This window comes from Plantactinospora sp. CNZ321, from assembly GCF_004217235.1.
Genome location: NZ_SHKQ01000001.1, coordinates 3,512,022 through 3,538,385, shown reverse-complemented (window position 1 = coordinate 3,538,385; position 26,364 = coordinate 3,512,022). Strand labels below are relative to the sequence as shown.

Here is a 26,364-nt window from a genome sequence, read left to right as displayed (position 1 = left end):
GCCGACGCGCCGCCCGACGGGGTGCGGCTCAGCCCTTGATCCCGGTCGCCAGGATCCCGCGCACGATCCAGCGCTGGGCGACCAGGAAGACCAGGGCCAGTGGCACGACCGAGACGACCGCGCTGGCGAAGAGCGCCGGCAGGTTGATCGCCTGTGCGGTCAGGTTGGTGGACATCGCCACCTGCACGGTCCAGAGCGCCGGGTCCTGACCGACCACCAGCGGCCAGAGGAACGAGTTCCAGTGCTCGATGAAGGAGAGTACGCCGAGCGCGGCGAGCAGGCCCGCCGAGTTGGGTAGCGCGAGCCGCAGGTAGACCCCGAGGTGACCGAGGCCGTCGATCCGGCCGGCGTCCTCGATCTCCTGCGGGAAACGCAGGTAGAAGCCGCGGAAGAGGAGTACCGCGAGCGCGTTGAACAGCCCGGGCACGATCAGTCCCCACAGGGTGTTCACCCCGCCCAGCGAACCGACCACCACGAAGGTCGGCACGAAGGTGGCCGCGCCGGGCACCATCATGGTCGCGACGACCAGCAGGAAGACCGGTCGTGCCGCGGCGACCCGGATCCGGGCGACCGCGTACCCGGCCATCGAGGCGAACAGCGTGGAGACCGGGGCCGAGACGACCGCGACCAACGCCGAGTTGAGCAGTGCCCGGCCCAGTGGCGCGGTGCCGTTGTCGAACGCGTCGGCGAAGCCGGTCAGGTCGATCCGTTCCGGCCACCAGCGCCACTCCAGGGCGCCGAGTTCGGCCTGCGTCATCAACGAGTTGCGCAGCAGCAGGTAGAACGGGAGCAGGAACGGCACCGCGATGACGACGGCCGCCAGGTAGCTACCGATCCGGGCCCGTCCGGTCCCGCGGGCCGACCGGGCGGTCCGGCGTCGCGGAAGGCGTTCGTCGCTCAATCCCCGTCCCTCCGACCGAATCCGACCAGCCGGCCCTGGACCAGCGTCACCAGCACGATCAGCAGGGTGACCACGAACGCGCCGGCCGAGCCCAGGCCGTAGTCCTGCTGCACCAGCGACACGTCGTAGAGGTAGACCAGCGGTGGCCGGCCGTCCGGACCGGGTGCGCCGGCCAGGCCGGTGCTGAGCAGGTTGTAGAACTCGTCGAACGCCTGGAACGCCGCGATCACCAGCAGCAGCGTCACCGCGACCGAGGTGTTGCGCAGCAGCGGGAAGGTGATGTGCCGGAACAGCCGCCACTGGCCCGCCGCGCCGTCGACCCGGGCCGCCTCGTACAGCTCGGCGGGGATCTCCTGCATCCCGGCCAGGAACAGGATCATGTAGAGGCCGACCTGCAACCAGAGCCGGACGGTGACCAGCACCACCCAGTACAGCGGCGGATCCACGGTGGCGATCCACGCGGTCGGCTCCTGACCGAAGAGCGCGGCGAGCGAGTTGGCGGCGCTGGACGGTACGCCGCTGAACAGGCTCATCTTCCAGATCAGCGAGGCGACCACGTAGGAGACGGCGGCCGGCAGGAAGAAGGTGGTCCGGAACAGCGCCCGCCCCCGGCGCAGCCGGTTGACCAGTACGGCCAGCCCGAGCGCGATCGCGAAGGTCAGCGGCACGATCACCAGGGTGAAGACCACGATCATCGACAGCGATTCGCGGAACCGCGGATCGCCGAAGAGGGTACGGTAGTTCGCCAGCCCCGCCCAGTCGCCGAGCGCGATGGTGCCCCGGGCGTCGCTGAAGCTGAGCAGCAGGCCCCAGCCCATCGCGACGTACTTGAAGACCAGCAGCCCGACCAGCAGCGGCGCGGTCAGCAGGGCGAAGGCCCGCCGGGCCGACCAGTCCACCCGACGGCGTCGGGCCGACCCGGGCGCCGGCCGGACGGTCCCGGCGTCGGCCTGCCGCGCACCGGTACGCACGGACACGCCGGCCTCAGACCGTGGGCAGCTTGTCGAGCGCCTCCTGGGACCGGCCCGCCGCGGCGGTGAGCGTCGCCAGCGGGTCGGCGTTCTTGCGGATGATGTCGGAGGCCGCGTCGTCGTACGGCTTGCTGACCGTCGGCGCCCAGAGCGCGGTGGTCCGGGTGCCGTGCTGGTTGAGCAGGTCGACCGCCTTCTTCGCCGCCCCGGTCTGCAACGGCTCGGCCTGCGCGGCCAACCCGGCCCGGGGCGGCACGTGGAAGCCGTAGCTCAGCGCCCAGTCCTGCTGCACCTCGTTGTTCTGGAGCCAGAGCCACCGCACGTACTTCTTCGCCTCGTCGACGTGCTTGCTCTTGCCGTTGACCACCTGGGACCAGCCGCCGAGAATCACCACCGGCTTGCCGGTGGGTCCGTGCGCGGGCCACGGGACGAGGTCGAAGTCGTCGCCGAGTTCCCTGCTGATCCGCGGCAGCGCCCACAGCCCGCCCCAGGCGATCGCGGTGGCGCCGGTGATCAGGGCGCTCGGGTCGTACCACTCGGTGGCGTAGCCGAGCAGCATCGACTTCTCGGTGAACATCCGGCGGGCGACGGCGAAGGCGTCGGCGATCTCCGGGGTGGCGTAGCTGACCTTCCGGTCGGTGAGCACGGCCTGGCCGACCGAGAAGGGCAGCACCCCGCGCATCCCGGCGAGTCCGTCGTTGCCGACGAAGATGCCCTTGGTCTTGCCCCTGGTGAGCGCCCTGGCCGCGCCGACCAGCTCGGTGAGGGTGGTCGGTACCGCGACGCCGGCGTCGGCGAGCAGGCTCTTCCGGTAGTAGAGCAGCATCACGTCGATGATCATCGGTACGCCGTACGCCGTGCCGCCGTGGGTCAGCGGGCTGAGCGCGTGCGGGTTGAGTTCCGCCCTGACCGAGCCGAGGATGTCGTCGAGGGCGGTGACCTGCCGCTGCGCCACCATGTCCGGAGTGACCTCGTTGATCTCGTACACGTCGGGGCCCTCCGGGGTGAGCACCGACGACTGCCACTTGGTCTTGTAGTCGCCCGGCACCCAGGTCACCTTGACCGCGACGTCCGGGTTCTGCTTGGTGTAGTCGGCGGCGTAGCGCAGCGCGGCCTCCCGGGTGCCCTGCTCGCCGTACTCGTGGTACCAGTGGTTGAGGGTCACCTTGGCCGACCCGGAGCCGCCGCCGATCGGGTCGGACTGGCAGCCGGGCAGTACGGCGCCGCCGACGACCAGCAGCGAACCGCCGAGAAGGCGCCGGCGGGACAGGCCGGGAGTGGAACCGCTCATGGTGCGCCTTCCTTCTCACGCGCTGACCGTGGCCGTGTGCATCGGAGTTGGTGGATGGCGTCGCTGGGGTGAGCCGTAGCCTAGGGTTCGGCGAATACTTCGTCAAGGACAAAGAATAAGCCTGTTTGAGTGGTTGACGCCTGCCTCGTCCAGGTCCGACGATCTGGACATGGCCCTTGATCTCCCGGCCGTGCCCGGCCTCGCCTTCGGTGGCGACTACAACGCCGAGCAGTGGCCGGAACAGGTCTGGGCCTCCGACGTCCGGCTGATGAAACAGGCCCGGGTCGACCTCGTCACCGTCGGCGTCTTCGCCTGGGCGATGCTGGAGACCGCGCCCGGCCACTACGACTTCGACTGGCTCGATCGGCTGCTCGACCTCCTCGCCCGGCACGGCATCGCCGCCGACCTGGCCACCGCCACCGCCGCCCCACCGCCGTGGTTCAGCCACGCCCACCCGGAGTCGCTACCGGTCGGCCCGGACGGCAGCCGGCTCTGGTACGGCAGCCGGCAGGCGTTCTGCCCCAGCTCACCGGCGTACCGGTCGGCGGCGGTGGCCCTGGTGGAGCGGCTCGCCACCCGCTACGCCGGCCACCCGGCACTGGCCATGTGGCACGTCAACAACGAGTACGGCTGCCACGTCGCCCGCTGCTGGTGCGACACCTCGGCCGAGGCGTTCCGGAACTGGCTGCGCGACCGTTACGCCACGCTGGACGCGCTGAACACCGCCTGGGGCACGGCGTTCTGGTCGCAGCGCTACACCGACTGGGCACAGATCCTGCCGCCCCGGCAGACCCCGAGCTTCACCAACCCCACCCAGCAGCTCGACTTCCACCGCTTCTCCTCCACCGAACTGCTGGCCTGCTACCGCGCCGAACGCGACGTGCTGCGCCGGCTCAGCCCGGGTGTGCCGGTGACGACGAACTTCCTGGTCGACCGCTGGAGTGTGGATTTCTGGGCCTGGGCCGGCGAGGTCGACCTGGTCGCCATGGACCACTACCTGAGCGCCGACCGCGCCGACCCGTACGCCGACCTCGCGTTCATCGCCGACCTGGCCCGGTCACTGGCCGGCGGACGGCCGTGGGCGTTGATGGAGCACGCCACCAGCGCCGTCAACTGGCAGCCGCGCAACCTCGCCAAGCCGCCCGGACGGCTGCGCCGGGACTCGCTGGCACACGTCGCCCGGGGTGCCGACTCGGTGCTCTACTTCCAGTGGCGAGCCTCCCGCTCCGGGGCCGAGAAGTGGCACTCCGGCATGGTGCCGCACGCCGGCACCGACACCAAGGTGTGGCGTGAGGTGGTCGCGCTCGGCGCCGAACTGGACGCTCTGGCCGAGGTCGCCGGCAGTGAGGTGGTCGCCGACGTCGCCATCCTGCTCGACTGGTCCAGCATCTGGGCGCAGCGGCACCCCAGCCAGCCCAGCGTGGACGCCGAGCCGGTGGCGCTGATCGAGCAGTGGCACCGGGTGCTGCGTACCGCCACCGTCACCTGCGACTTCGCCCGACCCGGCGACGATCTCGGCCGCTACCGGCTGGTGCTGGTCCCGGCGCTGTACCTGGTCAGCGACGCCGACGCGGAGAACCTGGTCCGGTACGTCACCGACGGCGGCACCGCGCTGGTCGGCCCGTACGCCGGGGTGGTCGACGAGGTCGACCGGATCCGGCTCGGCGGGTACGGCGCCTGGGCCGAACTGCTCGGCGTGCGGGTCGAGGAGTTCTTCCCACTCGACGCCGGCCAGCGCGTGCCGCTCGACGACGGCACCTCCGGTCGGGTCTGGACGGAACTGGCCACGATCGACCGGCGGGGCGCCGCCCCGGACGGACCCGCGGAGGCGGCGGAGGTGCTGCTGACGTACGCGGGCGGGCCGCTGGCCGGCGGGCCGGCGCTGACCCGGCGGCGGCACGGCCGGGGCACCGCCTACTACCTCGGTACCCACCTCGCCGACGCCGACCTCGGGCGGCTGCTCACCCGGCTGTGCACCGGGGGCGGCGTGCTGCCGGTGCTGGCCGCGCCGCCACCCGGGGTGGAGGCGGTCCAGCGCCGACACCCCGACGGGCGCCGTTACACCTTCCTGGCCAACGACACCGACGCCCCGGTCGAGGTGACCGTCGACGGCCGGGTGCTCGGCGGCGCCGACCCGGTGCCGGACGGCGTCCGGCTCCCACCGGGCGGCTTCGCCGTGCTCCGCACCGACTGACCGGACTCCGGTACGTCGGCGTCAGGGGTTCTTCGGGTGGCTGATGAGACCTCCGGCGGTGGTGCCGATGCCGGCGAGGAACCGTTCCAGGGCGAAGGTGGCCGCGCCGAGACTGACCGGGTTGCCGGGAATCCGGCACAGCGTGATCTCGGTCGCCGCCAACGGCCGGCTCAGCGCGTGCTGGGCCACCACCGCGCGTACCTCGGAGAGCAGTGCCTCGCCGAGCCGGGCGGCGACCCAGCTACTGAGCACGATCACTTCCGGGTTGACCAGGTTGACCAGGTCGGCGACCGCGACGCCGAGATAGCGGGCGGTCTCGGTGACCACCTTGGCGGCCACCGGATCTCCGGCGGCCACCCCGGCGGCAAGCGCCTCGATGGTCGAGGTCTGGTCCTCCGGATGCAGGAGTGGGCTGTTCGGCGCCAGGTCACGCAATGTCTGCATGATGCCGGGCGCGCCGACGTACGTCTCGACGCAGCCGCGACTGCCGCAGTGACAGAGCCGCCCGTCGACCACCAGCCTGGTGTGCCCCCACTCCCCCGCGCTGTTGGTGGCGCCCCGGTAGAGCGCCCCGCCGAAGGCGAGCCCGGCGCCGACACCGGTGCCGAGGTTGACCACCACCACGTCGTCGCGCCCCCGGCCGGCCCCGAACCACAGCTCGGCGACCACGCATGCGCGCAGCGGGTTGTCCAGGTAGAGCGGCAGGTCGAGCGAGCCGGCGAGCAGGCCGCGCAGCGGTACGTCGCGCCAGTCCCAGTTCGGGGCGTACACCGAGACCCCGCCCTCGCGGTCGACCTGGCCGGGCACGCTGACCCCGACCCCGAGCACCCGCTCCGGGTCGACTCCGGCGGAGGCGAACCCCGCCCGGACCGCCGAGGCGATGTGCGACACCACCTGCTCGGGCCGGTTCTCCGTCGGGTGCAGTTCCTCCTCGACGCTGGCCAGCACGCCGAGCCCGGCGTCGAAGAGGTCGACGTGCACGTACGTCTCGGCCACGTCGATGCCGACCAGCGCGCCGCCGGCCGGGTTGACCGAGACCACTCCCCGGGGCCGGCCGCCACCGGAGTCCTGGTAGCCGACCTCGACCAGCAGGCCCAGCTCCAGCAGTTCGCCGATCAGGTTGGCCGCGGTGGCGAGGCTGAGCCCGGTGTCGCGGGCGATCTGCTGCCGCGACACCATCGGCGCGCCGATGATCCGTCGTAGCACGTCGAACCGGTTGCCGATCCGGATGTCCCGGGAGGTGCGCTTCACGGCGGAACTCTAGACCTTCCCGGACCTGGGAACCCGTCGTGGCCTTCCTGGACCCGGGGACCCGTGGTGGCCTTCCCGGACCCGGACCCATCGTGCCGGTGCCGGACCGTCCCCCGCGCCGGTCGCCGGAGAGCGGCTATCTGATGACACCGCGTTCCCGGAGTCCGGCGATCTCCTCGGCGCCCAGCCCCAGTTCGTCGCCGAGAATCCGCTCGGTGTCCTGGCCCAGTCCTCGACCGGTGAACCGGATCCGGCCCGGCGTGCGCCCCATCCGCCACAGCACGTTCTGCATCCGGATCGGACCGAGGTCGGGGTCGTCGACAGTGGTGATCAGATCCAGCGCATTCACCTGCGGATCGTCGAGCAGTTCGCTGGGCCGGTAGACCGGGGCCACCGCGGCACCGGCCTCCTCGAACGCCCGCAGCACCTCGTCGCGGGAGCGCTGGCCGATCCACTGCCCGACATAGCCGTCCAGCAGGTCGGCGTGCTGCGCACGCTGCCGACCCGTGCCGAACCAGGGCTCGTCGACCACCTCCGGATGGCCCACCAGCCGCAGCACCCGGGCCGCGATCGTGTCCGCGCTGGTCGAGATCGCCACCCAGTGCCCGTCCGCCGTCCGGTACGTGTTCCGCGGCGCGTTGTTGACGGACCGGTTTCCGGTGCGCCGCTGGTCGATGCCGAGCTGGTCGGCGTAGATCACGCCCGGACCGACGGCGGTCATGATCGGGCTGAGCAGGTCGAGGTCGATCTCCTGCCCCCGGCCGTCCCGGCCGCGCTGGTAGAGCGCCATCGACACGGCTGCGGCGCCGGCCATCCCGGCGATCGAGTCGGCCAGTCCGAACGCGGGCAGCGTCGGTGGCCCGTCCGGCTCGCCGGTCAGCTGCGCGAACCCGCTCATCGACTCGACGAGGGTGCCGAAGGCGGGCCGGCTGGCGTACGGGCCGGACTGCCCGAAGCCGGTCACCCGCAACATGATCAGCCCGGGATTGTCCTCGGCGAGCACGTCGTAGCCGAGACCCCACCGCTCGAACGTGCCGGGCCGGAAGTTCTCGATCACGACGTCCGCCGTCCGGGCCAGTCGCCGGAAGATCCCCGCGCCCTCCTCGGTGCCGAGGTAGAGCGCGAGGGTCCGCTTGTTGCGGCCGATCATCTTCCACCACAGCGGCTGGCCGTCCTTGTCGAGACCGTGTCCCCGCATGCCGTCACCGCGTACCGGGTGCTCGATCTTGATCACCTCGGCCCCGTAGTCACCGAGGATCTGCGCCACCAGGGGACCGGCCAGGATCGTCGAGGCGTCCAGCACCCGCAGCCCGGCGAGCGGGCCGCCCCCGTCGGGTTGCGCCTGCGCCCGCCCCGGCTGCACCGCTCCCGACCGTGCGGCGGCGGGCGGCACGGTCGGCTCCGGGGCGGTCATCGGGCGGACGGCCGGCGGACGTACCGGCCCCGGGGGGTGCCGACCACGTTGCCCCGGTCCAGCACCTGCTGGCCGCGTACCCAGGTGTCGGTCACCCGGGCACCCAACTCGAAGCCCTCGAACGGGGTGTACTCCTGGGTCGACTCGGAGTCACCGGCGTGCACCGTCCAGGTCGACCCGGTGTCGACCAGGCAGAAGTCGGCGTCGTAGCCGGGCGCGATGGTGCCCTTGCCGAGCAGGCCGTAGCGCTGCGCCGGGTTCCACGCCGTCAACCGGGCGATCCGCTGGTACGACAGGCCGCGCCGCCGCCCCTCGCTGACCAGCCCGGGCAGCAGGTACTCCGCACCGCCGAAGCCCGACTTCGCGGCGAAGACGTCGTCCCGGGGGGTACCGAACTTTTGTTCGTCCCTGCAGCAGGCGTGGTCGCTGACCACCCAGTCGACGCTGCCGTCGAGCAGGTACTCCCAGAGCGCCTCGACGTCCTCCCGGGGCCGCAGCGGCGGGTTGACCTTCCCGCCCAGCCCGTGCGCGGTGTCGACGCTGGCCAGCAGGTGACCGATGGTGACCTCGCGGCGGAAGTCGACGTGCGGGAACGTCGCCGCCATCCGCATCGCCGCCCGCAGCGCCTTGCGGGACGACAGGTGCAGCAGGTTGATGTTCGGCAGCCCGGTCTCGTCGGCGAGGAAGGCCGCGATCGTCACCGCGAGCCCCTCGGAGTGTGGCGGCCGGGACGCGCTGTAGGCGGCGAGCCCGGTCAACGACGGGTCCTGCTCCACCAGCCTGGTGTAGGCCGTCATGATCTCGGCCGTCTCGCAGTGCAAAGAGAGGGAGACGTGCGGCGCCGCCTCGGTCAGCTTCTCCCGGGCCGCCTGGACCCCGCGCATCACGAACTCGAAGTGGGCCAGGTCGTAGCGCTCCCCCGGCGGGATCATCAGGAAGGAACTCTGGTCCGACGAGCGACCGTGCAGGCCGTGGCTCCCGTAGAACATGAAGATCTTGAACGAGGTGACCCCGAAGTCCTCGATGATCGACGGGATCTCGTCGATGTGCTGCCGCATCATCGGCGCCAGGTGGAAGCTGTAGTCGATGTACGACCGGCCCTGCGCGGCCGCCAGCACCTGCGGGAAGAACTCCGCGTACGGCCCGCCGCGGTTGAGGTAGTACTGGCCGGTCCGCATGTAGGTCAGCCCGGTGGTGACCCCGCCCTGCGCGCTCGCCCGGCTCTCCGTCTCGGCGTCGGCGGCCAGTGGGTTGTAGATCCCCCAGTGCTGGTGCGCGTCGACCGCACCGGGAAAGGCGAGCAGGCCGCGACCGTCGACCACGGTCTGCGCCTCGCCAACCGGGATGTCCCGCTCCACCCGGACGAACCTGCCGTCCGCGATGCCGAGGTCGAGTGACTCGCCGTCGGGTGCGGTGCCGTCCTCGGGCCGGACCACGGTGACGTTCTTGACCAGGGTTTCGAGCTGCTTCATCGGATTCCTTCGTCGATCGGTCGGTGCGGGTCGGCCGGGGCCGGGCCGGCGGTGCCGGCGGCGTGGTCCGCAGCCAGGTAGGCGAGCCCGAGTGCGGGCAGCAGGCCGTTCCCGGCCAGATATCCGGCGGCGCCGTGCCCGGAGATGCCGGCGGCGGCGCCGCCCGAGGCGTACAGCCCGGGGATCGCCGAGCCGTCCGGCCGGAGCACCCGGGCATGCTCGTCGACCACCAGCCCGCCCTGGGTGTGGAAGAGCGCGGGCACCACCCGTACCGCCAGATACGGCGGTGCCAGCGGGGCCTCGAAGCTGGCCCGGCCGAACCGGTCGACGGCCTCGCCCCGGGCGACCGCCGCCGCCCCGGCCAGCTCGGCCGCCACCGCCGCGATCGGCAGTCCGGTCACCTCGGCGAGCGCGGCCGGGTCGTCGGCGCTGACCAGGACGCCCGACTCGACGGTCTGCCGGAAGTCGGTGAAGGCCAGGCAGGCGTCCGCGATCCGCCGGTCCAGGATCAGCCAGCCGGTGGCCCCGGGCCGGGCGGCGAGCGCGGCGGCGTACTCGGAGTAGCCGGTCGTCTCGTCGCCGAACCGGTGGCCGGTGCTGTCCAGCAGGAACCCGCCGTGCATCACGGTGGCCCAGCCGACCAGGGTGGCGGAGCGCTGCGCCAGCGCCGCGTGCCCCTGGTAGGCGTCCAGGAAGGCAGTGGCAGCGCCGAGCGCGGTGCCGATGCGCAGCGCGTCCCCCCGGGACGCCTCGCTGCCGTGGTAGACGGCCGCGGCGATCTCGGGGGCGTGCTCGGCCACCAGCGCCCGGTCCGCGCCGTAGCCGTTCGTCGCCAGCAGCACCGCTCGGGTGTCGATCTCCTCCCGGGAACCGTCGGGTCGCTGCACGACGACCCCGGAGACCGCGCCGGCAGCGTCGAGCCGCACGTCCACCAGTCGCGCCGGGACCAGCAGGTCGATCCGGGGCGACCCGGTCACCCGCTCGACGAGGTGGTCCAGGAGTACGGTGCCGTGCCGGCCGGGCACCGTGTGGCAGCGGTCGACCGAGTGGCCCGGGTAGTGGAAGTCGGTGACCAGCTCCAGCGCCAGCCCGGTGTCGTCGGCCAGCCACTCGACCAGCGGCGCGCTGACCTCGGCGAGTGCCCTGGCCAGCCGGGGGTCGGCCTCGCCGCGGGTCTTGCGGAGCACGTCGGCGACGAAGAGGTCCGCCGAGTCGTACAGGCCGGCGGCCCGCTGCCAGCGTGACCCGGCGCCGGGAATCATCGCGGTGGACATCGAGGTGTTGTTGCCCCGCCGGTAGTGCTCGGTCGCCTCCACCACCAGCACGTCGAGCCCGAGCTGGGCCGCACGGAGCGCGCCGACCAGCCCGCCGCCGGCACCGGCGACGACGAGGTCGGGCCCCTGCCCGCTCACCGCAGCTCTCCGGCGGCGATCAGGCGCAGCGCCAGCGCGGTCGGGTCCACCAGCCGGACCGGGGCCGTCGGACCGGCCGGCGGCAGCTCGACCGCGGAGCAGCCGTTGACGACGGTACGCGCGCCCGCTGCGGTCAGCCGCCGCACCGCACCCTCCAGCGCCACCGCCCAGCGCCCGGCGTCCGCGATCGCCCGCACGTCGAGGTCGAGCACCTCCACCCCGCACAGCGACGACGTCCAGCCGTACGCCTCGGACCGGGCCACGATCTCGGCCGCGATCGCCCGGTTCCGGGCCACCGCCCCGGTGCTGCGACCGGTCAGCACCGTCCAGCCGAGACTGATCCGCAGCAGCCCGAGTACCGGCACCGGCAGCTTCCCGGCCAGCTGCGCCACACCCGGATCGAGTACGCAGTCCGGCAGCAGCGCGTCGAAGCCGTCCGGCGCCGCGGTCAGCGCCTCGATCACCAGCGCCTCGCTCTGCCGGACCTGCTCGTCGGTGTCCAGGGCACGCGGGGCGCGCGGCCCGAGGTCGTGCAGCTCGACCTGGACGCCGGGCGGGCAGAGCGCGTCGTACCGCGCCTGCCGGCGGGCCAGCTCGGCCGGGCCGACGGAAATCGGGGTCACGGCGTAGATGCGCACGGCTCCTCCTCCTTGTCTCGACGGTGGTGGCGGCCGGGTGTCAGGTCCCGGCCAGGCGTCGCAGCGGCACGGCGACGTCGGCGCCACCGGCCAGGGCGGCGGCGACCTCGTGCACCCGGTGCACGGTGCCGGCGTCCAGCAGCCGGCCGAGCAGGGCGAGCACGTCGTCCTCGGCCATCGGGTGGTGGGCGCTGTCGCCGACCGGGTTGGGCACCTCCACGACCCGGGTGACGCCGCCGGCCCGGACGGTGACCCGGGCGGCCCGCTCGGCGGGTAGCCGGGCGTCCAGGTCGGCGGCGCGCCGCACCACCACCCTGCCGGCCAGGGCCCGGAGCCGGGGGTCGTCCCGCCGGTCGTCGGCCGAGACGTCTGGCCCGACCTCGCCGTGCAGCAGGGCGGCGGCGACCACGAACGGGGTCGAGAAGAGCGCGCCGAGCCGGTGGTCCCAGCTCGTCCGGTCCAACCCGGCGGCGAGCGAGTGGGTTTCGACCAGTATCTCCTCGACCTCCTCTGGTCGGGACAGCTCGGGCCGGATCAGCAGCGCGGCGTCGGCCGCCGGGTGGGTGAAGGAGCAGGAGGCGTGCCGCTTGAAGTAGCCGAGCGTCACGTCCCAGCGCTCACCCAGCTCGGCGGTGAGTACGTCCGGCGCGAAGCTGCCGAGCAGTTCGCCGAGCGAGCCGGCCGGGGTGCCGGTGTTGTGGGCCAGGCCGGCCCGGGCCATCCGGGCGGCTGCCAGCCCGGAGAGGTTGGCCGAGGCCATCCAGGCGTCCCGGACCGGGTTGCCGTCCAGGGCGCTGGAGAAGTGACCCGCGACCGGCAGCCCGGCGCCCGCGTCGATCGCCGCCGCGACCCCGTCGCCGGGCAGGCCCAGCAGCCGGGCGCAGCCGGCGGCGGCACCGGCGACGCCCCAGCTCCCGTGCGGGTGCGCCCCCGGCCGCAGCCCGGTCGCCCGGCCGAACCGGGCCGCGACCTCGTACCCGACCAGCAGCGCCGCCATCGTCTCGGTGCCGGGGCGGCCGAGCTCCGCCGCCAGGGCGAGCACCGCCGGCAGCCCGTGCGCGGCCGGATGGCCCTTCGCGTACTTGTGACCCTCGTCGAGTTCGAGCCGGACCAGCGCGGTCGCGTTGAGCCAGGCCGCGGCCTCGACGGTGGTGCAGTGCCCGGCGCCGAACAGCGGCGCGGGGCCGGGCGCCGGATGCCAGGCCGCGACCAGCGCCCGCTGCTCGGGCTGCCGCGCGCCGACCACGGTCACCCCGAGCGAATCCAGCAGTACCAGTTCGAGCCGCTCGCGCACCCGCGCCGGCACGTCGGACCAGCGCAGTCCGGCGGCCCAGTCGCCGAGCCGGCGTACCGCCTCGATCGTCGCCAGCCGGAGCGGCGGACCTGCCAGGGGATCCGTCACGGCGCTCACAACCCGAGGTACGCGGCCCGGACCCGGTCGTCCCGGGCCAGCTCCGGACCGGATCCGGAAAGGACGACGCTGCCGCTCTCCAGCACGTACGCCCGGTCGGCCAGGTTCAGCGCGTGCGCCGCGTTCTGCTCCACCAGGAGTACGGCGACACCACGGTCCCGGATGGTCCGGATCGCGTCCAGCACCGCCCAGGTGAGCTTCGGGGAGAGCCCGGTGGACGGCTCGTCCAGCAGGAGCAGCCGGGGACCGGCCATCAGCGAGCGCCCGATCGCCAGCATCTGCTGTTGGCCACCGCTGAGCGTCTCGGCGACCTGGCGCCGCCGCTCGGCGAGGATGGGGAAGAGGTCGAACACCTCCCGCATCGGCTCGTCGAGCGGCCGCCGCCCCCGGGTCCAGCCGCCCATCCGCAGGTTCTCCTCCACGCTGAGCGGGCCGAACAGCGCCCGCCCCTCGGGCACGTGCACGAGTCCCCGCCGGACCAGTTCGCTGGGGCGTACCCCGTCGATCCGCTGGCCGCCGAAGGTGATCACGCCGCTGCTCGGCCGCAGCAGCCCGGAGATGGTCTTGAGGGTCGTCGTCTTCCCGGCGCCGTTCGCGCCGACGACGGCGACGATTTCCCCCTCCTCCACGTGCAGGTCGAGTTCGTGGAGGATCCGCAGGCTGTGGTAACCGGCGCTGACACCCTCAAGTTTCAGCATTGGGGTCCTCCCCGAGGTACGCCTCGATGACCCGGGGGTCCCGGGTCACCTCTTCCGGTGCGCCGGAGGTGAGTACCCGGCCCAGGTCCAGGACCAGCACCGAGTCGGAGAGCCGCATCACGGCCGCCATGATGTGCTCGACGAAGACGAGGGTGACGCCCTGCTCGGTACGCAACTCCTCCAGCAGGTCCATCACCGGGGCCCGCTCGGCGGGGACGAGGCCGGCCAGCACCTCGTCGAGCAGCAGCACCCGGGGCCGGCTGGCCAGCGCCCGGGCCAGTTCGAGCCGTTTCAGCGCGGCCGTCGGCAGTCCTTCGGTGGGGGCGTCCCGCCACCGGCCGAGCCCGACCCGTTCCACCACCTCCGCCGCGGCGGTCCGGGCGGTCCGCCGCGCGGCACCGCCGGCCAGTACGGCGACCGTGACGTTCTCCAGCACGGTCATCGAGTAGAACGGACGCATCAGCTGGAAGGTCCGGGTCATCCCGGCCGCGCTGATCCGGTGCGGCGGGTGGCCGGTGATGTCCCGGCCGGCCAGGTGCACCCGGCCGGCGTCCGGTCGGATCGCCCCGGCGACCAGGTTGAACATGGTGGTCTTGCCGGCGCCGTTCGGCCCGATGACGCCGAGGATGGCCCCCTCGGCGACCTCGAAGTTGACGTCGTCGACCGCGCGCAGACCCTTGAAGGACTTGGCCAGCCCCTCTACCCGGAGCAGCGTCATCGTCGCGACCACCTTCCGCGCAGTGCGCCGTAGATCCCCTGCGGCAGGAGCAGCACGATCAGGATCAGGAGCGCGCCGTAGACGACCACGTCCAGTCCGCCCCGGCCCTGGAGGAACTCCAGCGCGGGTGGCGGGTTCCGCAGGATCGTCGCGGTGATGTCGTTGAGCGGCCCCAGCACCGCGGCGCCGATCACCGGTCCCCAGACCGTGGCCACGCCACCGATCACGGCCGGCAGGATCGCCTGGATCGACACGCTCGATCCGAACGCCAGGTCGGGGTCGACGAAGAGGAAGTACTGCACGTAGAAGGCGCCGGCCACCGAGGTGACGGCGGCGGAGAGCGCCATGGTGTACAGCTTGTAGCGCATCACCGGGATGCCGATCGCGGCGGCGGCGTCCTCGTCGTCCCGGGCTGCCTTGCTGAACTGGCCGGCCCGGGAGCGCAGGAAGAGCACGCTGGCCGCCATCGCGGCCACGGTCAGGGCGAGCGCGATCCAGAAGTAGTTTGCCGATCCCGGCTCGAACTGCAGGTACCACCAGGACGACTCGGGCCGCAGTGGCACGTGGTAGCCGACGGCCCGGTTGACGAGGTCGCTGTTGATCGCCCAGAGCCGCAGCATCTCGGCAAAGGCGAAGGTCGCCAGCGCGAAGTAGGCGCCCCGGAGCCGGTAGCGCAGCGCGAGGAAGCCGATCAGGGTGGCGAAGCCGGCCGCCACCAGCATGCCGGCGGCCATGCCGAGCCAGGGCGACACGCCCCGCTCCACCAGCAGCCAGGCGCTGACGTAGGCACCGATGCCGAAGTACGCCGCGTGACCGAAACTGAACATCCCGCCGAAGCCGCTCATGATGTTCCAGCCGATGCTCATCAGCGCGAAGATGAGCACCCGGACCGCGACCGCGGACTGGGCCGGCGGCAGCAGCAGCGGCAGCGGCACCAGCACCGCGCCGAGGATCCCGATGGCGATCAGGTGCCGGTTCCAGGGCTGCCGGGGCAACACCCGACCGGCCGCCGGTTCTCTGGTCGTGGTCGTGGTCACGCGGCCCTCCTGAACAGCCCCTGTGGGCGCAGGAACAGCACCAGCACGAAGACGATGAAGACGGAGAGCAGCGGTGACTGGCCCGGCAGGTAGAGGCCGCCGAGCTGCTCCGCGAGACCGACGATCAGCCCGCCCAGCAGGGCGCCGACCACGTTGCCCATCCCGCCGAGCACCACCACCACGAAGGCGATGATGTTGAACAGCGCCCCGGTGGTCGGCTCGATGGTGACCAGCGGTGCGACCAGGGTCCCGGCCGCACCGGCACAGGCGGTGCCGATCGCGAAGGTGACCGCGTAGATGAGCCGGGTGTCGATCCCGGCGAGTTGCGCGCCGACGTCGTTCGCGGCGACCGCCCGGATCGCCGTGCCGAGCCGGGTCCGCTGCAACAGCAGGAAGAGCAGGCCCGCCAGGAGCAGCGCGCCGACGAAGGCGAGCACCCGGGACAGATCCGCCACCGCGCCGAGGATCGGCACTCCGCGGTCGCCCGGCAGCGCCACCGAACGGGGGTTCGCGCCGAAGAAGAGCAGCAGCGCGTTCTCGATGATCAACGAGAGGCCGAGGGTGATCAGGAGCTGGTTCTCCAGCGGCTTGCCCATCGCCCCGGAGAGGACTCCGCGCTGCACCAGCATCCCGAGCAGGAACATCGCCGGTACGCTCACCGCCAGTGCGAGGTACGGGTGCACGCCGTGGCCGTTCACCAGCCAGAAGGTCAGGAACAGCGCCAGGGCCAGGAAGCTGCCGTGCGCGAAGTTCACGATGTCGAGAACCCCGAAGATCAGCGTCAGGCCCATCGCGACCAGTCCGTACACCCCGCCGATGAGGACGCCGGTGGCGACCGCCTGCATGACCACCACACCGCTGCCCGACCTCAGGTAGGCGAGGGCGATCCCGGCGACCACCAGGCCGACGACGATCGCGACGCGCAGCCACGGCACCCGGCGGAGCAGGGGCGCCCGCGGGGCGGGCTCCCCGCCCGGTTCCAGTTCGTCGTCGAGGTCCCCGGACACCACGCCGCCGCCGTTGCCGGCGACCGCGTGGGCCCGGTCGGGTGTCTGGGTCATCGGCCGGCCGGGTAGACCGGGGCGGTCTCCGCCTTGTCGGCCGGGAACACCTGCTTGACCTTTCCGTCGCGCACCTGCATGAGGATCGGCGTCGCGTTCTCGTTCTCGCCGGTCGGACCGAACTTGATCGGACCGTCGCCGGCGATCAGCGTGTCGAGTTCGACCGTGGCGATGGCGTCGCGCACCTTCTCCGGCTCGGCGGAGCCGGCCCGCTCGAGAGCGTCCGCGATGACCCGTACCGCGTCGTACGCCAGCACGGCGCCGGTCCGGATCTCGTCGCCGTACCGCTCCTGGTAGAGCTTGGCCAGCGCCTGGGTCTCCGGCTTGGTCATGTCGGGGTGGTAGTTGGCGTCGAAGTACCCCTCGCCGGCCGCGCCCACCTCCTTGGGGAACTGCGGCAGGTCGAAGGCGCCGTTGGCGACGCCGAACACGGCGTCCAGGCCGGGCTTGACGGTGTCGGCCGCCTGGGCGACCAGCACGCCGTCCCGGTAGTAGCCGGAGACCATCAGCACGTCGGCGCCGGACGCCTTGACCGTGGTCATCTGGGTGGTCAGGTCGGAGACGCTGGCCGAGTCGTAGGAGATCACCGGCCCGATCTTCATCCCGCGCTTCTCCGCCTCGGCCTTGAAGGCGTCCCGGATCGCGCTGCCGAACGGGCCCTGCTCGTGGAAGATCGCGACCTGCTTGGCCTGGCGGCCCGCGGCCTTGGAGACCTCGTCGAGGAACTGCGCCCCGTGGGTGCCCAGCACCGTGGAACTGGGCTGGACCCGGAAGGTGAACTTGTAGCCCTGCGCCAGGATCGAGTCGGCGCTGGAGACGTCGATGACCAGCGGCACCTTGTTCCGCTCGGCCACGGTGGAGACGTTCGCGGTGACCGCGCTCTGGTAGGTGCCGACCAGCCCCACGGCGCCGGCCTGGATGAGCCGCTGCGCCTCGCTCTGGCCGACCTCCGGCTTGCCCTGGGTGTCGGCGCTGAGCAGTTCGAGCTTCGCCCCGCCCTGCGACTTGATCCCACCGGCGTTGTTGATGGCCTCCACCGCCAGCTTGGCGCCGTTGTCCATCTGCTGCCCGTCCGCGGCGGCGGCGCCGCTGAGCGGGTGCAGGGAACCGATCTTTATCGTGCCGCCCGACTGCCCGCCGTCCGCCCGGTCCGTACCGGCCGGGGCGGACCCGCCACAGGCGGCGAGCGCCAGTGGCAAGGCCAGGGCGAGCCCTGTGGTCCAGGTCTTCCTCATGTCAGCTCCTGGGGGGTGGATGTGTTCCGCCGCACGGAACGACGCATGAGGCCTGATGCTGACACCGCCTGTTCAGCGGGTCAAGAGTCCAGGGAAAATCTTCGTCAACCGCAGCACGATCGCAATGAGAGGGCTTGACCCGGTCGCCGGGATGCTGTTGGAATTGCGTTCCGCTTACGGGAACGCGGTGATGGGCGAGGTTCACGACCTACGGCGACCCGCCCGCAGAAGGGAATGGACGTGGCGGAGAGCCAGGGCACGGAGACGGCCACCCGGGTGGCCGACGTCCTACTGCTGTTCACCGACGGGCCCGACTCGCTGGGTGTCAGCGCCATCGCCCGCAGCCTCGACCTGTCCAAGGCCGTGGTGCACCGGATCCTGCAGACGCTGGTGGACCGGCGCCTGCTGGTCAGCGATCCGGCCAGCCGGGGCTACCAGCTCGGTCCGGCCGCCGCCGCGCTCGGCGCGCGGGCGCTGCGCGAGTCGCCGCTGCGCACCGTCGCCATGCCGTACCTGCGCGAGCTGCAGCTCGCGACCGGGGAGACCACCACCGTCTCGGCGCGGGTCCACAGTGGTCGGGTCTACCTCGACCAGGTCGAGTGCACCCGGGAGATCAAGATGACCGTCGAGGTGGGACGGCGGTTCCCACTGCACGCCGGCAGCTCCAGCACCTGCATCCTGGCGTTCCTGCCACCGGCGGAACGGGACGAGATACTGGCCGCCGGCCTGCCGTCGCTGACCGACCGCACGGTGACCGACACCGAGGTGCTCCGGCAGCGACTGGCCGAGATCCGGCGGCTCGGCTTCGCCGGTTCGGACGGCGAACGACAGGAGGGCGCCGGTTCGGTGGCCGCGCCGGTGTTCGACATCGACGGCACCGTGCTGGGCGCGATCTCGGTCTGCGGCCCGGCCGCCCGGGTCGACGCGGCGGCACGGGAGCGTTTCGTACCCCTGCTGATCAAGGCCGCGGACGCGATCTCGCGGGCCCTCGGCTGGTCCGGCGGGCTGCCGCCCGAGCCGGGGGTACGGCTGTGACCGGCGTACTCCGGTCCTGGCTCTACGTGCCCGGGCACCGCGCCGACCGGGTGGCCAAGGCCCTGGCCGCCGGAGCCGACGCGGTGGTGATCGACCTCGAGGACGCCGTACCGCCGGAGCAGAAGGCGGCGGCCCGCGACAACGCGGTCCGGGTCGCGGCGGACCGCCCGGCGGACCCGGCCGGCCCACAGCTCTGGGTACGGGTCAACGACCCCGCCGGCCCCTGGGGCGAGGCCGACCTCGACGCGGTCAGCGGGACCGCGCTGCACGGACTCCGGCTGCCCCGGAGCGAGGACCCGCAACTCGTCCGCGAGGTCGCCGACCGGACCGGCCTGCCGCTGCAACTACTGCTGGAGACCGCCACCGGACTTGCCCGGGCCGTCGACCTCGCCGCCGCGCACCCCGGGGTGGCCGGGTTGGGCCTCGGCGAGGCGGACCTCGCCGCGGACCTGCGCGTGCCGTCGGCCGCCGGACTCGCCTGGGCCCGGGGCTGGGTCGTGGTGGCCGCGCGCTCGGCCGGCCTGCCGTCACCGGTGCAGAGTGTCTTCACCGACGTGGCCGACCTGGCCGGGTTGCGGGCCAGCAGCGAGCAGGGCCGGGACGCCGGCTTCGTGGGGCGGTCCGTGCTGCACCCCCGGCAGATCCCGGCAGTGCACGAGGTCTACACCCCGACCGCCGAGCAGGTCGAAGCGGCGCAGGCGGTGCTGCGCGCCGCGGCGCAGGCCCGGACCCGGGGCGAGGTGGCGGTGCTGGACGCCGCCGGCCGCTTCGTCGACCCGGCGGTCGTCGCGCGCGCCCGCGTCGTCCTCGACCTGGCCCGGGAACCCGGCCCCGCACTGCCCGCACCACCCGAACAACCAGCAGGAGGAACGCGTTGACCACCGAGCAGCAGCAGGTCCGGACGTCGGGCGGGACGAGCGGCGACGGGCTGCTCGCGGCAGTGACCGCGGGGGTACGCCTCGTCGAACTCGGCCACCCCCACTTCACGGGCATGCCGTGCTCACCCAACCACCCCGGCTTCCGGATGAGCCTGATCCGCCGGCACGGCGACCTGGTACGCCCCGACGGCGGCTCCGCGTCCAACGAGATCATCGTCACCGGCGGCCACGTCGGTACCCACGTGGACGCCCTGTCGCACGTCAGCCACGACGGCCTGCTGTACGGCGGAGTCGACGCGGCGGCGGCGCAGACCGGCGGCCGGTTCTCGGCGCTCGGCGCGGAGCACATCCCGGCGCTGCTGACCCGTGGCGTCCTGCTGGACGTCGCGGCCACGCACGGCGTACCGCACCTGCCGGCCGGTTACGGGGTCACCCCCGCCGACCTGCGTGCCGCCGCCGACCGGGCGAACGTCCAGGTGGGACGGGGCGACGTGGTGCTGATCCGCACCGGCTGGGCCCGGCACTTCGACGACGCGCCGACCTACCTGGGCCAGCAGGACGGGGTCCCCGGTGCGACCCCGGAGGCCGCGGAGTGGCTGGCCGGGCTCGGCGTCGCGGCGACCGGCGCGGACACCACCGCCTACGAGCAGATCCGGCCGGGACTCGGGCACAGCCTGCTGCCCGCGCACCGGATACTGCTGGTCGAGGCCGGCATCCACATCATCGAGCACCTCAACCTTGAGGCGGCCTCGGCGGACGGACTGCGCGATTTCGTCTTCGTGATGGCTCCACTGCGGATCGTCGGCGGCACCGGCTCGCCCGTCCGCCCGTTCGCGGCGGTGTCGGCATGACCGAGCGCCACGCGCGAAGCGCGCCCAGCGAGCACAGCGCGCCCAACAAGCACAGCGCGCCCAACAAGCACAGCGCGCCCAACAAGCACAGCGGCACCGTCCCGGGTGGACGCACCGTCGTGCAGGCCCTTGCCGGGCTCGCCGCCGACGTCGCCCGGGACGGGCTGCCGGCGCCGCTGCGGCAGGACGTCGCCCGCCGGGTGCTCGACCTGATCGGCAACAGCCTCGCCGCCACCGCGGAACCCCCGGCCCGGGCGGTCACCGCCGTGGTACGCGGCTGGGGCGGCACCGGGGAAGCGGTCGCGATCGGCACCGGACTGCGGGTGCCGGCGGCCTCCGCCGCCCTGGTCAACGGCACCCTCGCGCACTCGCTCGACTTCGACGACACCCACCTGCCGTCGGTGCTGCACCCGTCGGCCCCGGTCATCCCGGCCGCGCTCGCCGTGGCCGAGGCGCGCGGGGCGAACGGCGCCGCACTGCTGGACGCGGCCGGGGTCGGCATCGAGGTCGCCGTCCGGCTCGGCATGGGCGGCTACGACCGCGAACTCGGCAACTCGGAGTTCTTCGAGCGGGGCCAGCACGCCACCTCCATCTGCGGTGCCGTCGGGGCCGCGGTGGCCGCCGCGATGGTCGGCGGCCTCGACGCGGCCGGGATCGCGCACGCCGCCGGGATCGCCGCCAGCATGGGCTCCGGCCTGCTTGAGGCGAACCGCACCGGCGGCACCGTGAAGCGGGTGCACTGTGGCTGGGCCGCGCACGCCGGGGTGGTCGCGGCCGACCTCGCCCGGCACGGACTCACCGGCCCGCCGACCGTGATCGAGGGGCGGTTCGGTTTCCTGCCCGCCTTCTGCGGCGAACGCGCCGACATCGACGCGGTCGTCGACCGGCTCGGCGAGCACTGGGAGCTGCCTGGCATCTTCTTCAAGCCGTACCCCTGCAACCACTTCACCCACGCCGGCATCGACGCGGCACGCGAACTGCGGGCCCGGGGTGTCGATCCCGACCAGATCGACGAGATCGAGTTGGGGGTGCCGACGCCGGTGCTCCGGACGATCGCCGAGCCGCCGGAGGAGAAGGCCCGGCCGCAGTCCGGCTACCACGCGGCGTTCAGTGGCCCGTACACGGTGGCGGCGGCGCTGCTCGGCGGCGGCGGGCTCGGCCTCGGGCACGAGGACTTCACCGACGCCGCCGCGGCAGACGCGCGTCGCCTCGCGCTGGCCGCCCGGGTACGCTGCGTGCCCGACGAGCGGTGCGACGAGATCTTCCCCCGGCAGTTCCCGGCGGTACTGCGGGTACGGATGCGGGACGGGACCCGGCACGAGGTGCGGGTCGACGCCAACCGGGGCGGTCCCGGCAACCCGCTGCGCTCGGCGGAACTCGCCGCCAAGTTCCGGTTCAACGCCGACCGGGTGCTCGACGGGGCGGCCGTCGACGCCATCGCCGAGGCGGTACTCGACCTCGGTTCGGCGCCCGAGGTCGGCACGTTGCTGGATCGGGTCCGGGGATGACCGGGGCCGGCTCGGCCCGGGGCCGGCTCGGCCCGGGGCCGGCACGACGTCCGGGTGGGGCGGCCGTGACCGTCGAGGCACTCGCCCGGGCCGCCGCGACCACGGACTGGTCGGCCGCACCGCCCCGGGTGCGCGACCGGGTGCTCGACTTGGTCGCCGACACCCTCGCCGTCGCCGCGCTGGGCAGCGGACGGACCGAACTCCGGTCACTTGTCGACGGCCTGGCCGGCAGCACGCCGCAGGGGTTGGCGACGGTGGTCGGCACGGCGCGCGGCTGGCCGGCCGCGAGCGCCCAGTTCCTCAACGGCTGCGCCGTGGCGGCGGACCAGTTGCAGGACGGTCACCGGCCGGCCCGGGGCCATCCGGCCTCGCACGTCGTGCCGGCGGCGCTGGCCCTCGCCGAGGAGCGCGACCGCGCCGGCACCGAACTGCTCTCGGCGGTACTGGCCGGCTACGAGGTCGGGGTCCGGGTGGGCCGGGCGATGGGCGGCACGCCGGACGGCGTACACGACATCGGCACCTGGGGGCAGGTCGGTGTCGCGGCGGCGGTGGCCCGGCTGCTGGCCCCCGGCGACCCGGCCGCAGCCCGTCGGGCGATCGAACTCGCCGCCTCGGCGGTACTGCTCGGCGACGCCGCGACCATCTTCGCCGGCCGTACCGGCGGGCACGGCTTCCTCGGCGCCTCGATCCAGCTCGGGGCGAGCCTGGGTGGTGCCGCGGTCGCCGGGCTGGAGCCGGAGCCGGGTGCGCTGGACCGGCACCTGGCGGCGGTGGCCGCCCGTGACTGGCAGCGCGACCCCCTGGCCGACGGGACCGGGGGCCGGGAACCCGGCTGGCGCCGGCACGAGGTGCTGGACGGCTATCTCAAGGCCCACCCGAGCTGCGCACACCTGCATGGCGTCAACGACGCGGTGGCGGACATCCTGCGGACCGGCCGGCCGGGTGGTGGCCGGGTGCGGGCCGCCGACATCCGCGAGGTGCAGGTGCGGGTCTTCGCCGCCGCGGCGGCCTTCGACCAGGTCGCCGCGCACGACCTCGCGGCCCGGTTCAGCGTACCGACCTCGGTCGCCGTCGCCCTGGTCACCGGGAGGCTCGACGAAACCACGATGACCACCGGGACGGTACGCTCCGCCGCCGTGACCGAGCTGGCGGCGCGGGTCCGGGTGGTGCACGACCCGGAGCTGGACCAGGGCTATCCCGCCGGGCGGCCGGCCCGGGTCCGGGTGCTGCTGACCGACGGGACGGAACTGCTCGGCCGGGCGGACCGGCCGCGCGGGGACGCCGACCGCGGGTTCAGCCGCGCCGAGCTGCGGGGCAAGGCCCGGCGGCTGCTGGCACACCGGTTTCCGGGGCGGGCCGACGCGCTGCTCGGCGCGGTCGACGCGCTGGCCACCGGCGGGACGGCCGGGGAGCTGGGGTTCCGGTTCCGCCGGGCCGCCGAGGCGTCGGGCGGGAGCCGGTGATGCGGCCCGGAACCGGTGGCGACGGCGTACCCGACCGGGTCCGGCGGGCGGCCCTGGACTTCGTACGCGACGAGGCCGGGTTCGCCCAGGTGACCACGATCGACCGGCAGGGCTTCCCGGTGACCCGGACGATGACCGCGTTCCTCGGCGACGACTGGTCGGTCAGCCTGGTACAGCGACGCGGCCACCGCAGGCTGGGCCAGTGGCGCCGGAACCCGCACACGCTGGTGAGCTGGGTCGGGGCCGCCGCGCCGGGCGCGACAAACGAGCGACCGCACGTCTTCGACCTCGGCCTGCTGCCGCCCCGGCTGGTCTCGGTGCGGGGCAGCGCGGAGTTCATGCCTCCGGAGTGGACGGTCGACCGCTACCGGCGCGAACTGGACCGGCAGCGCGGGCGCGGCCACACCCGGGCGCCGCAGCGCACCGACGCCGAGGTGGTCGAGGAGCTGGCCGGGGTCGTCATCCATCCGGTCCGGATCCGGTTGGAGGGCTTCGGCGTGGGCGCGCAGTCGTTCACCTGGACGGTCGATCGGTAGGGAGTGAAGGCTGATGATCAAGACCATTCTCGGGTACGAGATCGAGGACGGGGTGAGCCCCGAGGAGTACGAACGCTGGCTCTTCGAGGTGCACGCGCCCGACCTGCTGGCAAACCCGCACCTGGACCGGATCGTCTTCAACCGGGTGCTGCGGCCGGTCCAGCAGACCTCCGGCGGCGCCGCCGACGTACCGGTCGGCTACACCTTCTACCGGATCGCCGAGATGCACTTCGCCGACGAGGAGGCGTACCAGCGGTACCTGCGCTGGTTCGAGGAGCATCCGATCCCGGTCGAGCGCGGGCCGGCGGGCCGGACGGCGTTCAAGTTCTACCTGGTGACCGAGAGCACGGAGGTGACCCGGGAGAGCCTGGCCGCGGCCGGCCAGGGCCGGCCGTGACGCCGCCCGGCACACGGGCCGACCGGCTCGCCGAGGTCGCCCTCGCCGCCTACGACGAGCCGGCGGCGGATGGCTGGGATCCGGTACGCGACGCCCTCGGTCGGCTCGCCGACGCCGCGGGCCGCCGGCCGGAGGGCGACCTCGCCGGCTGGGCCGCCCGGATCGCGGTACCCGGTGGCGACCTGCCGCTGCTCGGCGCCGGGGTGCGGGCCGGTGCCCACCCGGGGCTGCTCTGGAACGGGGACCGGTGCCGACGAATGCTGGTGGGGCGGGAGGCCGCGCTGACCCTGGTCGGACTCGTCGCCGGCTCCGACCGGGGCCGGGACGCGGCGGCGCTGGTCCGGGCCGTCCGGGCGGGGACCGCCGTCGCGGACGCGCTCGACCGGTGGCTGCCCGCCGCCCCGGTGGCCCGACCGACCACCGACGCCGTGGCGGCCGCCGCCTGCGCCGGTCTGCTCGCCGGGGTGCCCCGGGACGACCTGCCGGAGGTGCTCGACATCTCCGGTGGTCTGATGATGCTCACCCCACCGACCGCCGGCACCGGGACCGCCGCCGTCACCGGCGCGTGGGCCGGGCACGCCCTCGCCGCCGGCTGGCTCGCCGTCGCCGCCTGGAACGCCGGGCTGCGCGGCTACGACGGCGCTCTCGCCGACACCCTGGCCCTGGTGACGGGTGCGGGTATCCCGCCGGCGCCGGCTGCGCCACGGGCACCGGCCCACGCCCCGGCCGTCCCGGTCGATACGCCGGCCGGGGTGTCGGCCGGCCGCACCCCGGTCGAGGCGCGGATCCGGGCCCTGCTCGGCCGCGCCCCGGCCGAGGTGCCGGTGCGGACCCTGACGGAGGCACTCGGATGACGGCGGACCTCGGTCACGGCGTTCCGGAACCGGCGACCACCGCGGCAACGGGCGGACGGCCCGAGGGCCACCTCGGAGCCGCCGGGCCGGCCCCGCAGGTCGTGCTCAACCTCGCCCGTCCCTGGGGTGAGGCGGACCCGCTCGACCTGGCCGGCGCGGCGCTCGGGGCCGGGCTCGACGGGGTGACCCTGGCCGACAGCCCACGGTTGTTCCCGGACTGCCTGCTGGAGACCGGCCGGATCCTCGCCAACACCGGGGCACGGCTGGCCGGACCCTGCGTGCTCAGCCTCGGCCTGCGTCATCCGGCCACCGTGGCCGGTGCGCTCGGCACGCTCGCCGCGCACCATCCGGGCCGGCTGCTGGCCGTGGTCGGCCGGGGCGAGAGCTCGGTCCGGAACGAGGGGCTGGCCGTGCCCTCGCTGCGCACCCACCGGGAATCCCTCGACCGGTTGCGGGAGCTGCTCGACGACCGCGCCCCGGAACTGCGGTTGCTGGGCGCGGCCTCCGGGCCCCGGACGATCCGGGCCACCGCGGCGCGGCTCGGTGGTGTCCTGGTCGACGTCGGCGCCGACCCTGCGGTTCTCGGCAAGGCGGTCCGGCTGGTCCGGGCCGAGCGCCCGGAGGCCGAGATCTGGGTGTTCCTGCGCGCGGTACTCACCCGGACCGCCGCCGAGGCGGACGCGGCCGGCCGACCGGTGCTCGGCTCCTGCGCGTCACGGCTGGTCCGTGCCCCCGACTGGTACGACCTGCCGGCCGAGCTGCTTCCGCGGGTCGAGGCGGTGGCCGCCGCGCACGACTACCGCCGGCACGGCACCCCGGCGGCCCGGGGCGGTGCCGGACGCAGCCCCGAGACGGAGCGGTTGGTGCGGGACCGGTTCCTGCTCACCGGCGACGAGCGGCGGATCGCCGGCCAGCTCGCCGCCGTGCGCGGGCTCGGGGTCGACGGCGTCGTACTGGCCGGCGCCCTGACCGGCGTCGTCGAGCGGCTCGACGAGCTGGCCACCGCCGTCCGGGCGGGACTGGCCATCGACCCCGCCGTCCGGACGGGACCGGCCGCCGACCCGGCCGCCGGGCCAGCGGTCCGGCATCGCCCGGATCGGCGCGGCCGCAACCTCTCCGCGGAATCGGAGGAGTGACC

General features: G+C 73.7%; 24 protein-coding genes. 10 read left to right on the top strand and 14 right to left on the bottom strand.

Annotated features, from left to right (window positions below; genetic code table 11):
- Positions 1-28: 28 nt before the first annotated feature.
- Genes EV371_RS15615 through EV371_RS15605 form a run of 3 tightly spaced genes read right to left on the bottom strand, consistent with a single transcriptional unit; the run spans position 29 to position 3,163 of the window.
- Positions 29-901, bottom strand: a complete 873-nt coding sequence (locus tag EV371_RS15615) for a carbohydrate ABC transporter permease (RefSeq protein WP_207230506.1) — start codon at positions 899-901, stop codon at positions 29-31.
- Complete coding sequence (locus EV371_RS15610; protein ID WP_486484629.1) at positions 898-1,878, bottom strand: carbohydrate ABC transporter permease; 981 nt, start codon at positions 1,876-1,878, stop codon at positions 898-900. Before EV371_RS15610 ends, EV371_RS15615 begins: the two co-directional genes overlap by 4 nt.
- Positions 1,879-1,885: 7 nt before the next feature.
- On the bottom strand, positions 1,886-3,163 hold the full coding sequence (locus EV371_RS15605; protein WP_130462675.1) for an extracellular solute-binding protein: 1,278 nt from the start codon (positions 3,161-3,163) through the stop codon (positions 1,886-1,888).
- 169 nt (positions 3,164-3,332) lie between these two features.
- Between EV371_RS15605 and EV371_RS15600 the strand changes: the two genes are divergently transcribed.
- Positions 3,333-5,357 (top strand): beta-galactosidase, encoded by a 2,025-nt coding sequence (locus EV371_RS15600; RefSeq protein WP_130462674.1) that lies wholly within the window; start codon positions 3,333-3,335, stop codon positions 5,355-5,357.
- A gap of 21 nt (positions 5,358-5,378) precedes the next feature.
- On the opposite strand, the gene EV371_RS15595 is transcribed toward EV371_RS15600, so the two are convergent.
- The 11 genes from EV371_RS15595 to EV371_RS15545 all read right to left on the bottom strand — a co-directional run bounded on the left by EV371_RS15595 (position 5,379) and on the right by EV371_RS15545 (position 17,704).
- Positions 5,379-6,608 (bottom strand): ROK family protein, encoded by a 1,230-nt coding sequence (locus EV371_RS15595; protein ID WP_130462673.1) that lies wholly within the window; start codon positions 6,606-6,608, stop codon positions 5,379-5,381.
- Positions 6,609-6,744: 136 nt separating this feature from the next.
- Positions 6,745-8,022, bottom strand: coding sequence for a CoA transferase (locus tag EV371_RS15590; RefSeq protein WP_130462672.1), 1,278 nt, complete (start codon positions 8,020-8,022; stop codon positions 6,745-6,747).
- Positions 8,019-9,494 carry a dihydroorotase gene (locus tag EV371_RS15585; RefSeq protein ID WP_130462671.1) on the bottom strand — a complete coding sequence of 492 codons (1,476 nt, stop codon included), beginning with the start codon at positions 9,492-9,494 and terminating at the stop codon, positions 8,019-8,021. Before EV371_RS15585 ends, EV371_RS15590 begins: the two co-directional genes overlap by 4 nt.
- Positions 9,491-10,906 carry an FAD-binding protein gene (locus EV371_RS15580; RefSeq protein WP_130462670.1) on the bottom strand — a complete coding sequence of 472 codons (1,416 nt, stop codon included), beginning with the start codon at positions 10,904-10,906 and terminating at the stop codon, positions 9,491-9,493. The genes EV371_RS15585 and EV371_RS15580 overlap by 4 nt, the downstream gene beginning before the upstream one ends.
- Positions 10,903-11,544 (bottom strand): aspartate/glutamate racemase family protein, encoded by a 642-nt coding sequence (locus EV371_RS15575; RefSeq protein WP_130462669.1) that lies wholly within the window; start codon positions 11,542-11,544, stop codon positions 10,903-10,905. Before EV371_RS15575 ends, EV371_RS15580 begins: the two co-directional genes overlap by 4 nt.
- Positions 11,545-11,584: 40 nt before the next feature.
- Positions 11,585-12,946, bottom strand: coding sequence for an MmgE/PrpD family protein (locus EV371_RS15570; protein WP_207230505.1), 1,362 nt, complete (start codon positions 12,944-12,946; stop codon positions 11,585-11,587).
- A gap of 5 nt (positions 12,947-12,951) precedes the next feature.
- A complete protein-coding gene (locus EV371_RS15565; protein WP_130462668.1) occupies positions 12,952-13,653 on the bottom strand; it encodes an ABC transporter ATP-binding protein in 702 nt (233 codons plus the stop codon).
- On the bottom strand, positions 13,640-14,371 hold the full coding sequence (locus EV371_RS15560) for an ABC transporter ATP-binding protein (protein ID WP_130462667.1): 732 nt from the start codon (positions 14,369-14,371) through the stop codon (positions 13,640-13,642). Before EV371_RS15560 ends, EV371_RS15565 begins: the two co-directional genes overlap by 14 nt.
- Positions 14,368-15,408 (bottom strand): ABC transporter permease subunit, encoded by a 1,041-nt coding sequence (locus EV371_RS15555; protein ID WP_130462666.1) that lies wholly within the window; start codon positions 15,406-15,408, stop codon positions 14,368-14,370. Before EV371_RS15555 ends, EV371_RS15560 begins: the two co-directional genes overlap by 4 nt.
- Positions 15,405-16,469, bottom strand: coding sequence for an ABC transporter permease subunit (locus EV371_RS15550; protein WP_130462665.1), 1,065 nt, complete (start codon positions 16,467-16,469; stop codon positions 15,405-15,407). Before EV371_RS15550 ends, EV371_RS15555 begins: the two co-directional genes overlap by 4 nt.
- Positions 16,466-17,704 (bottom strand): ABC transporter substrate-binding protein, encoded by a 1,239-nt coding sequence (locus tag EV371_RS15545; protein WP_130462664.1) that lies wholly within the window; start codon positions 17,702-17,704, stop codon positions 16,466-16,468. Before EV371_RS15545 ends, EV371_RS15550 begins: the two co-directional genes overlap by 4 nt.
- 240 nt (positions 17,705-17,944) lie before the next feature.
- Here EV371_RS15545 and EV371_RS15540 point away from each other — a divergent pair, with 240 nt between their 5' ends.
- From EV371_RS15540 to EV371_RS15500, 9 genes are read left to right on the top strand one after another with little or no spacing between them, the layout of a single operon-like run.
- Complete coding sequence (locus tag EV371_RS15540) at positions 17,945-18,739, top strand: IclR family transcriptional regulator (RefSeq protein ID WP_207230504.1); 795 nt, start codon at positions 17,945-17,947, stop codon at positions 18,737-18,739.
- Positions 18,736-19,617: an aldolase/citrate lyase family protein gene (locus EV371_RS15535; protein WP_130462662.1), complete on the top strand. Its 882-nt coding sequence runs from the start codon at positions 18,736-18,738 to the stop codon at positions 19,615-19,617. Before EV371_RS15540 ends, EV371_RS15535 begins: the two co-directional genes overlap by 4 nt.
- Positions 19,614-20,468, top strand: a complete 855-nt coding sequence (locus EV371_RS15530; RefSeq protein ID WP_207230503.1) for a cyclase family protein — start codon at positions 19,614-19,616, stop codon at positions 20,466-20,468. The genes EV371_RS15535 and EV371_RS15530 overlap by 4 nt, the downstream gene beginning before the upstream one ends.
- Positions 20,465-21,976 carry an MmgE/PrpD family protein gene (locus EV371_RS15525; RefSeq protein WP_130462661.1) on the top strand — a complete coding sequence of 504 codons (1,512 nt, stop codon included), beginning with the start codon at positions 20,465-20,467 and terminating at the stop codon, positions 21,974-21,976. Before EV371_RS15530 ends, EV371_RS15525 begins: the two co-directional genes overlap by 4 nt.
- Positions 21,973-23,439, top strand: a complete 1,467-nt coding sequence (locus EV371_RS15520; RefSeq protein WP_130462660.1) for an MmgE/PrpD family protein — start codon at positions 21,973-21,975, stop codon at positions 23,437-23,439. Before EV371_RS15525 ends, EV371_RS15520 begins: the two co-directional genes overlap by 4 nt.
- Positions 23,439-23,975: a hypothetical protein gene (locus EV371_RS15515; protein ID WP_130462659.1), complete on the top strand. Its 537-nt coding sequence runs from the start codon at positions 23,439-23,441 to the stop codon at positions 23,973-23,975. The genes EV371_RS15520 and EV371_RS15515 overlap by 1 nt, the downstream gene beginning before the upstream one ends.
- 13 nt (positions 23,976-23,988) lie before the next feature.
- Positions 23,989-24,372: a hypothetical protein gene (locus tag EV371_RS15510; RefSeq protein WP_130462658.1), complete on the top strand. Its 384-nt coding sequence runs from the start codon at positions 23,989-23,991 to the stop codon at positions 24,370-24,372.
- Entirely contained in the window at positions 24,369-25,226 is an 858-nt protein-coding gene (locus EV371_RS15505) for a hypothetical protein (RefSeq protein ID WP_130462657.1), read from the top strand. Before EV371_RS15510 ends, EV371_RS15505 begins: the two co-directional genes overlap by 4 nt.
- Positions 25,223-26,362 carry an LLM class flavin-dependent oxidoreductase gene (locus EV371_RS15500; protein ID WP_130462656.1) on the top strand — a complete coding sequence of 380 codons (1,140 nt, stop codon included), beginning with the start codon at positions 25,223-25,225 and terminating at the stop codon, positions 26,360-26,362. Before EV371_RS15505 ends, EV371_RS15500 begins: the two co-directional genes overlap by 4 nt.
- Positions 26,363-26,364 lie beyond the last annotated feature (2 nt).

What these genes read in the sequence shown, in the direction of transcription:
- EV371_RS15605 (WP_130462675.1), bottom strand. Translation starts at nt 3,163, where the DNA reads ATGAGCGGTTCCACTCCCGGCCTGTCCCGCCGGCGCCTTCTCGGCGGT.
- EV371_RS15600 (WP_130462674.1), top strand. Translation starts at nt 3,333, where the DNA reads ATGGCCCTTGATCTCCCGGCCGTGCCCGGCCTCGCCTTCGGTGGCGAC.
- EV371_RS15590 (WP_130462672.1), bottom strand. Translation starts at nt 8,022, where the DNA reads ATGACCGCCCCGGAGCCGACCGTGCCGCCCGCCGCCGCACGGTCGGGA.
- EV371_RS15585 (WP_130462671.1), bottom strand. Translation starts at nt 9,494, where the DNA reads ATGAAGCAGCTCGAAACCCTGGTCAAGAACGTCACCGTGGTCCGGCCC.
- EV371_RS15565 (WP_130462668.1), bottom strand. Translation starts at nt 13,653, where the DNA reads ATGCTGAAACTTGAGGGTGTCAGCGCCGGTTACCACAGCCTGCGGATC.
- EV371_RS15560 (WP_130462667.1), bottom strand. Translation starts at nt 14,371, where the DNA reads ATGACGCTGCTCCGGGTAGAGGGGCTGGCCAAGTCCTTCAAGGGTCTG.
- EV371_RS15550 (WP_130462665.1), bottom strand. Translation starts at nt 16,469, where the DNA reads ATGACCCAGACACCCGACCGGGCCCACGCGGTCGCCGGCAACGGCGGC.
- EV371_RS15545 (WP_130462664.1), bottom strand. Translation starts at nt 17,704, where the DNA reads ATGAGGAAGACCTGGACCACAGGGCTCGCCCTGGCCTTGCCACTGGCG.
- EV371_RS15525 (WP_130462661.1), top strand. Translation starts at nt 20,465, where the DNA reads ATGACCGAGCGCCACGCGCGAAGCGCGCCCAGCGAGCACAGCGCGCCC.
- EV371_RS15520 (WP_130462660.1), top strand. Translation starts at nt 21,973, where the DNA reads ATGACCGGGGCCGGCTCGGCCCGGGGCCGGCTCGGCCCGGGGCCGGCA.
- EV371_RS15515 (WP_130462659.1), top strand. Translation starts at nt 23,439, where the DNA reads ATGCGGCCCGGAACCGGTGGCGACGGCGTACCCGACCGGGTCCGGCGG.
- EV371_RS15510 (WP_130462658.1), top strand. Translation starts at nt 23,989, where the DNA reads ATGATCAAGACCATTCTCGGGTACGAGATCGAGGACGGGGTGAGCCCC.
- EV371_RS15500 (WP_130462656.1), top strand. Translation starts at nt 25,223, where the DNA reads ATGACGGCGGACCTCGGTCACGGCGTTCCGGAACCGGCGACCACCGCG.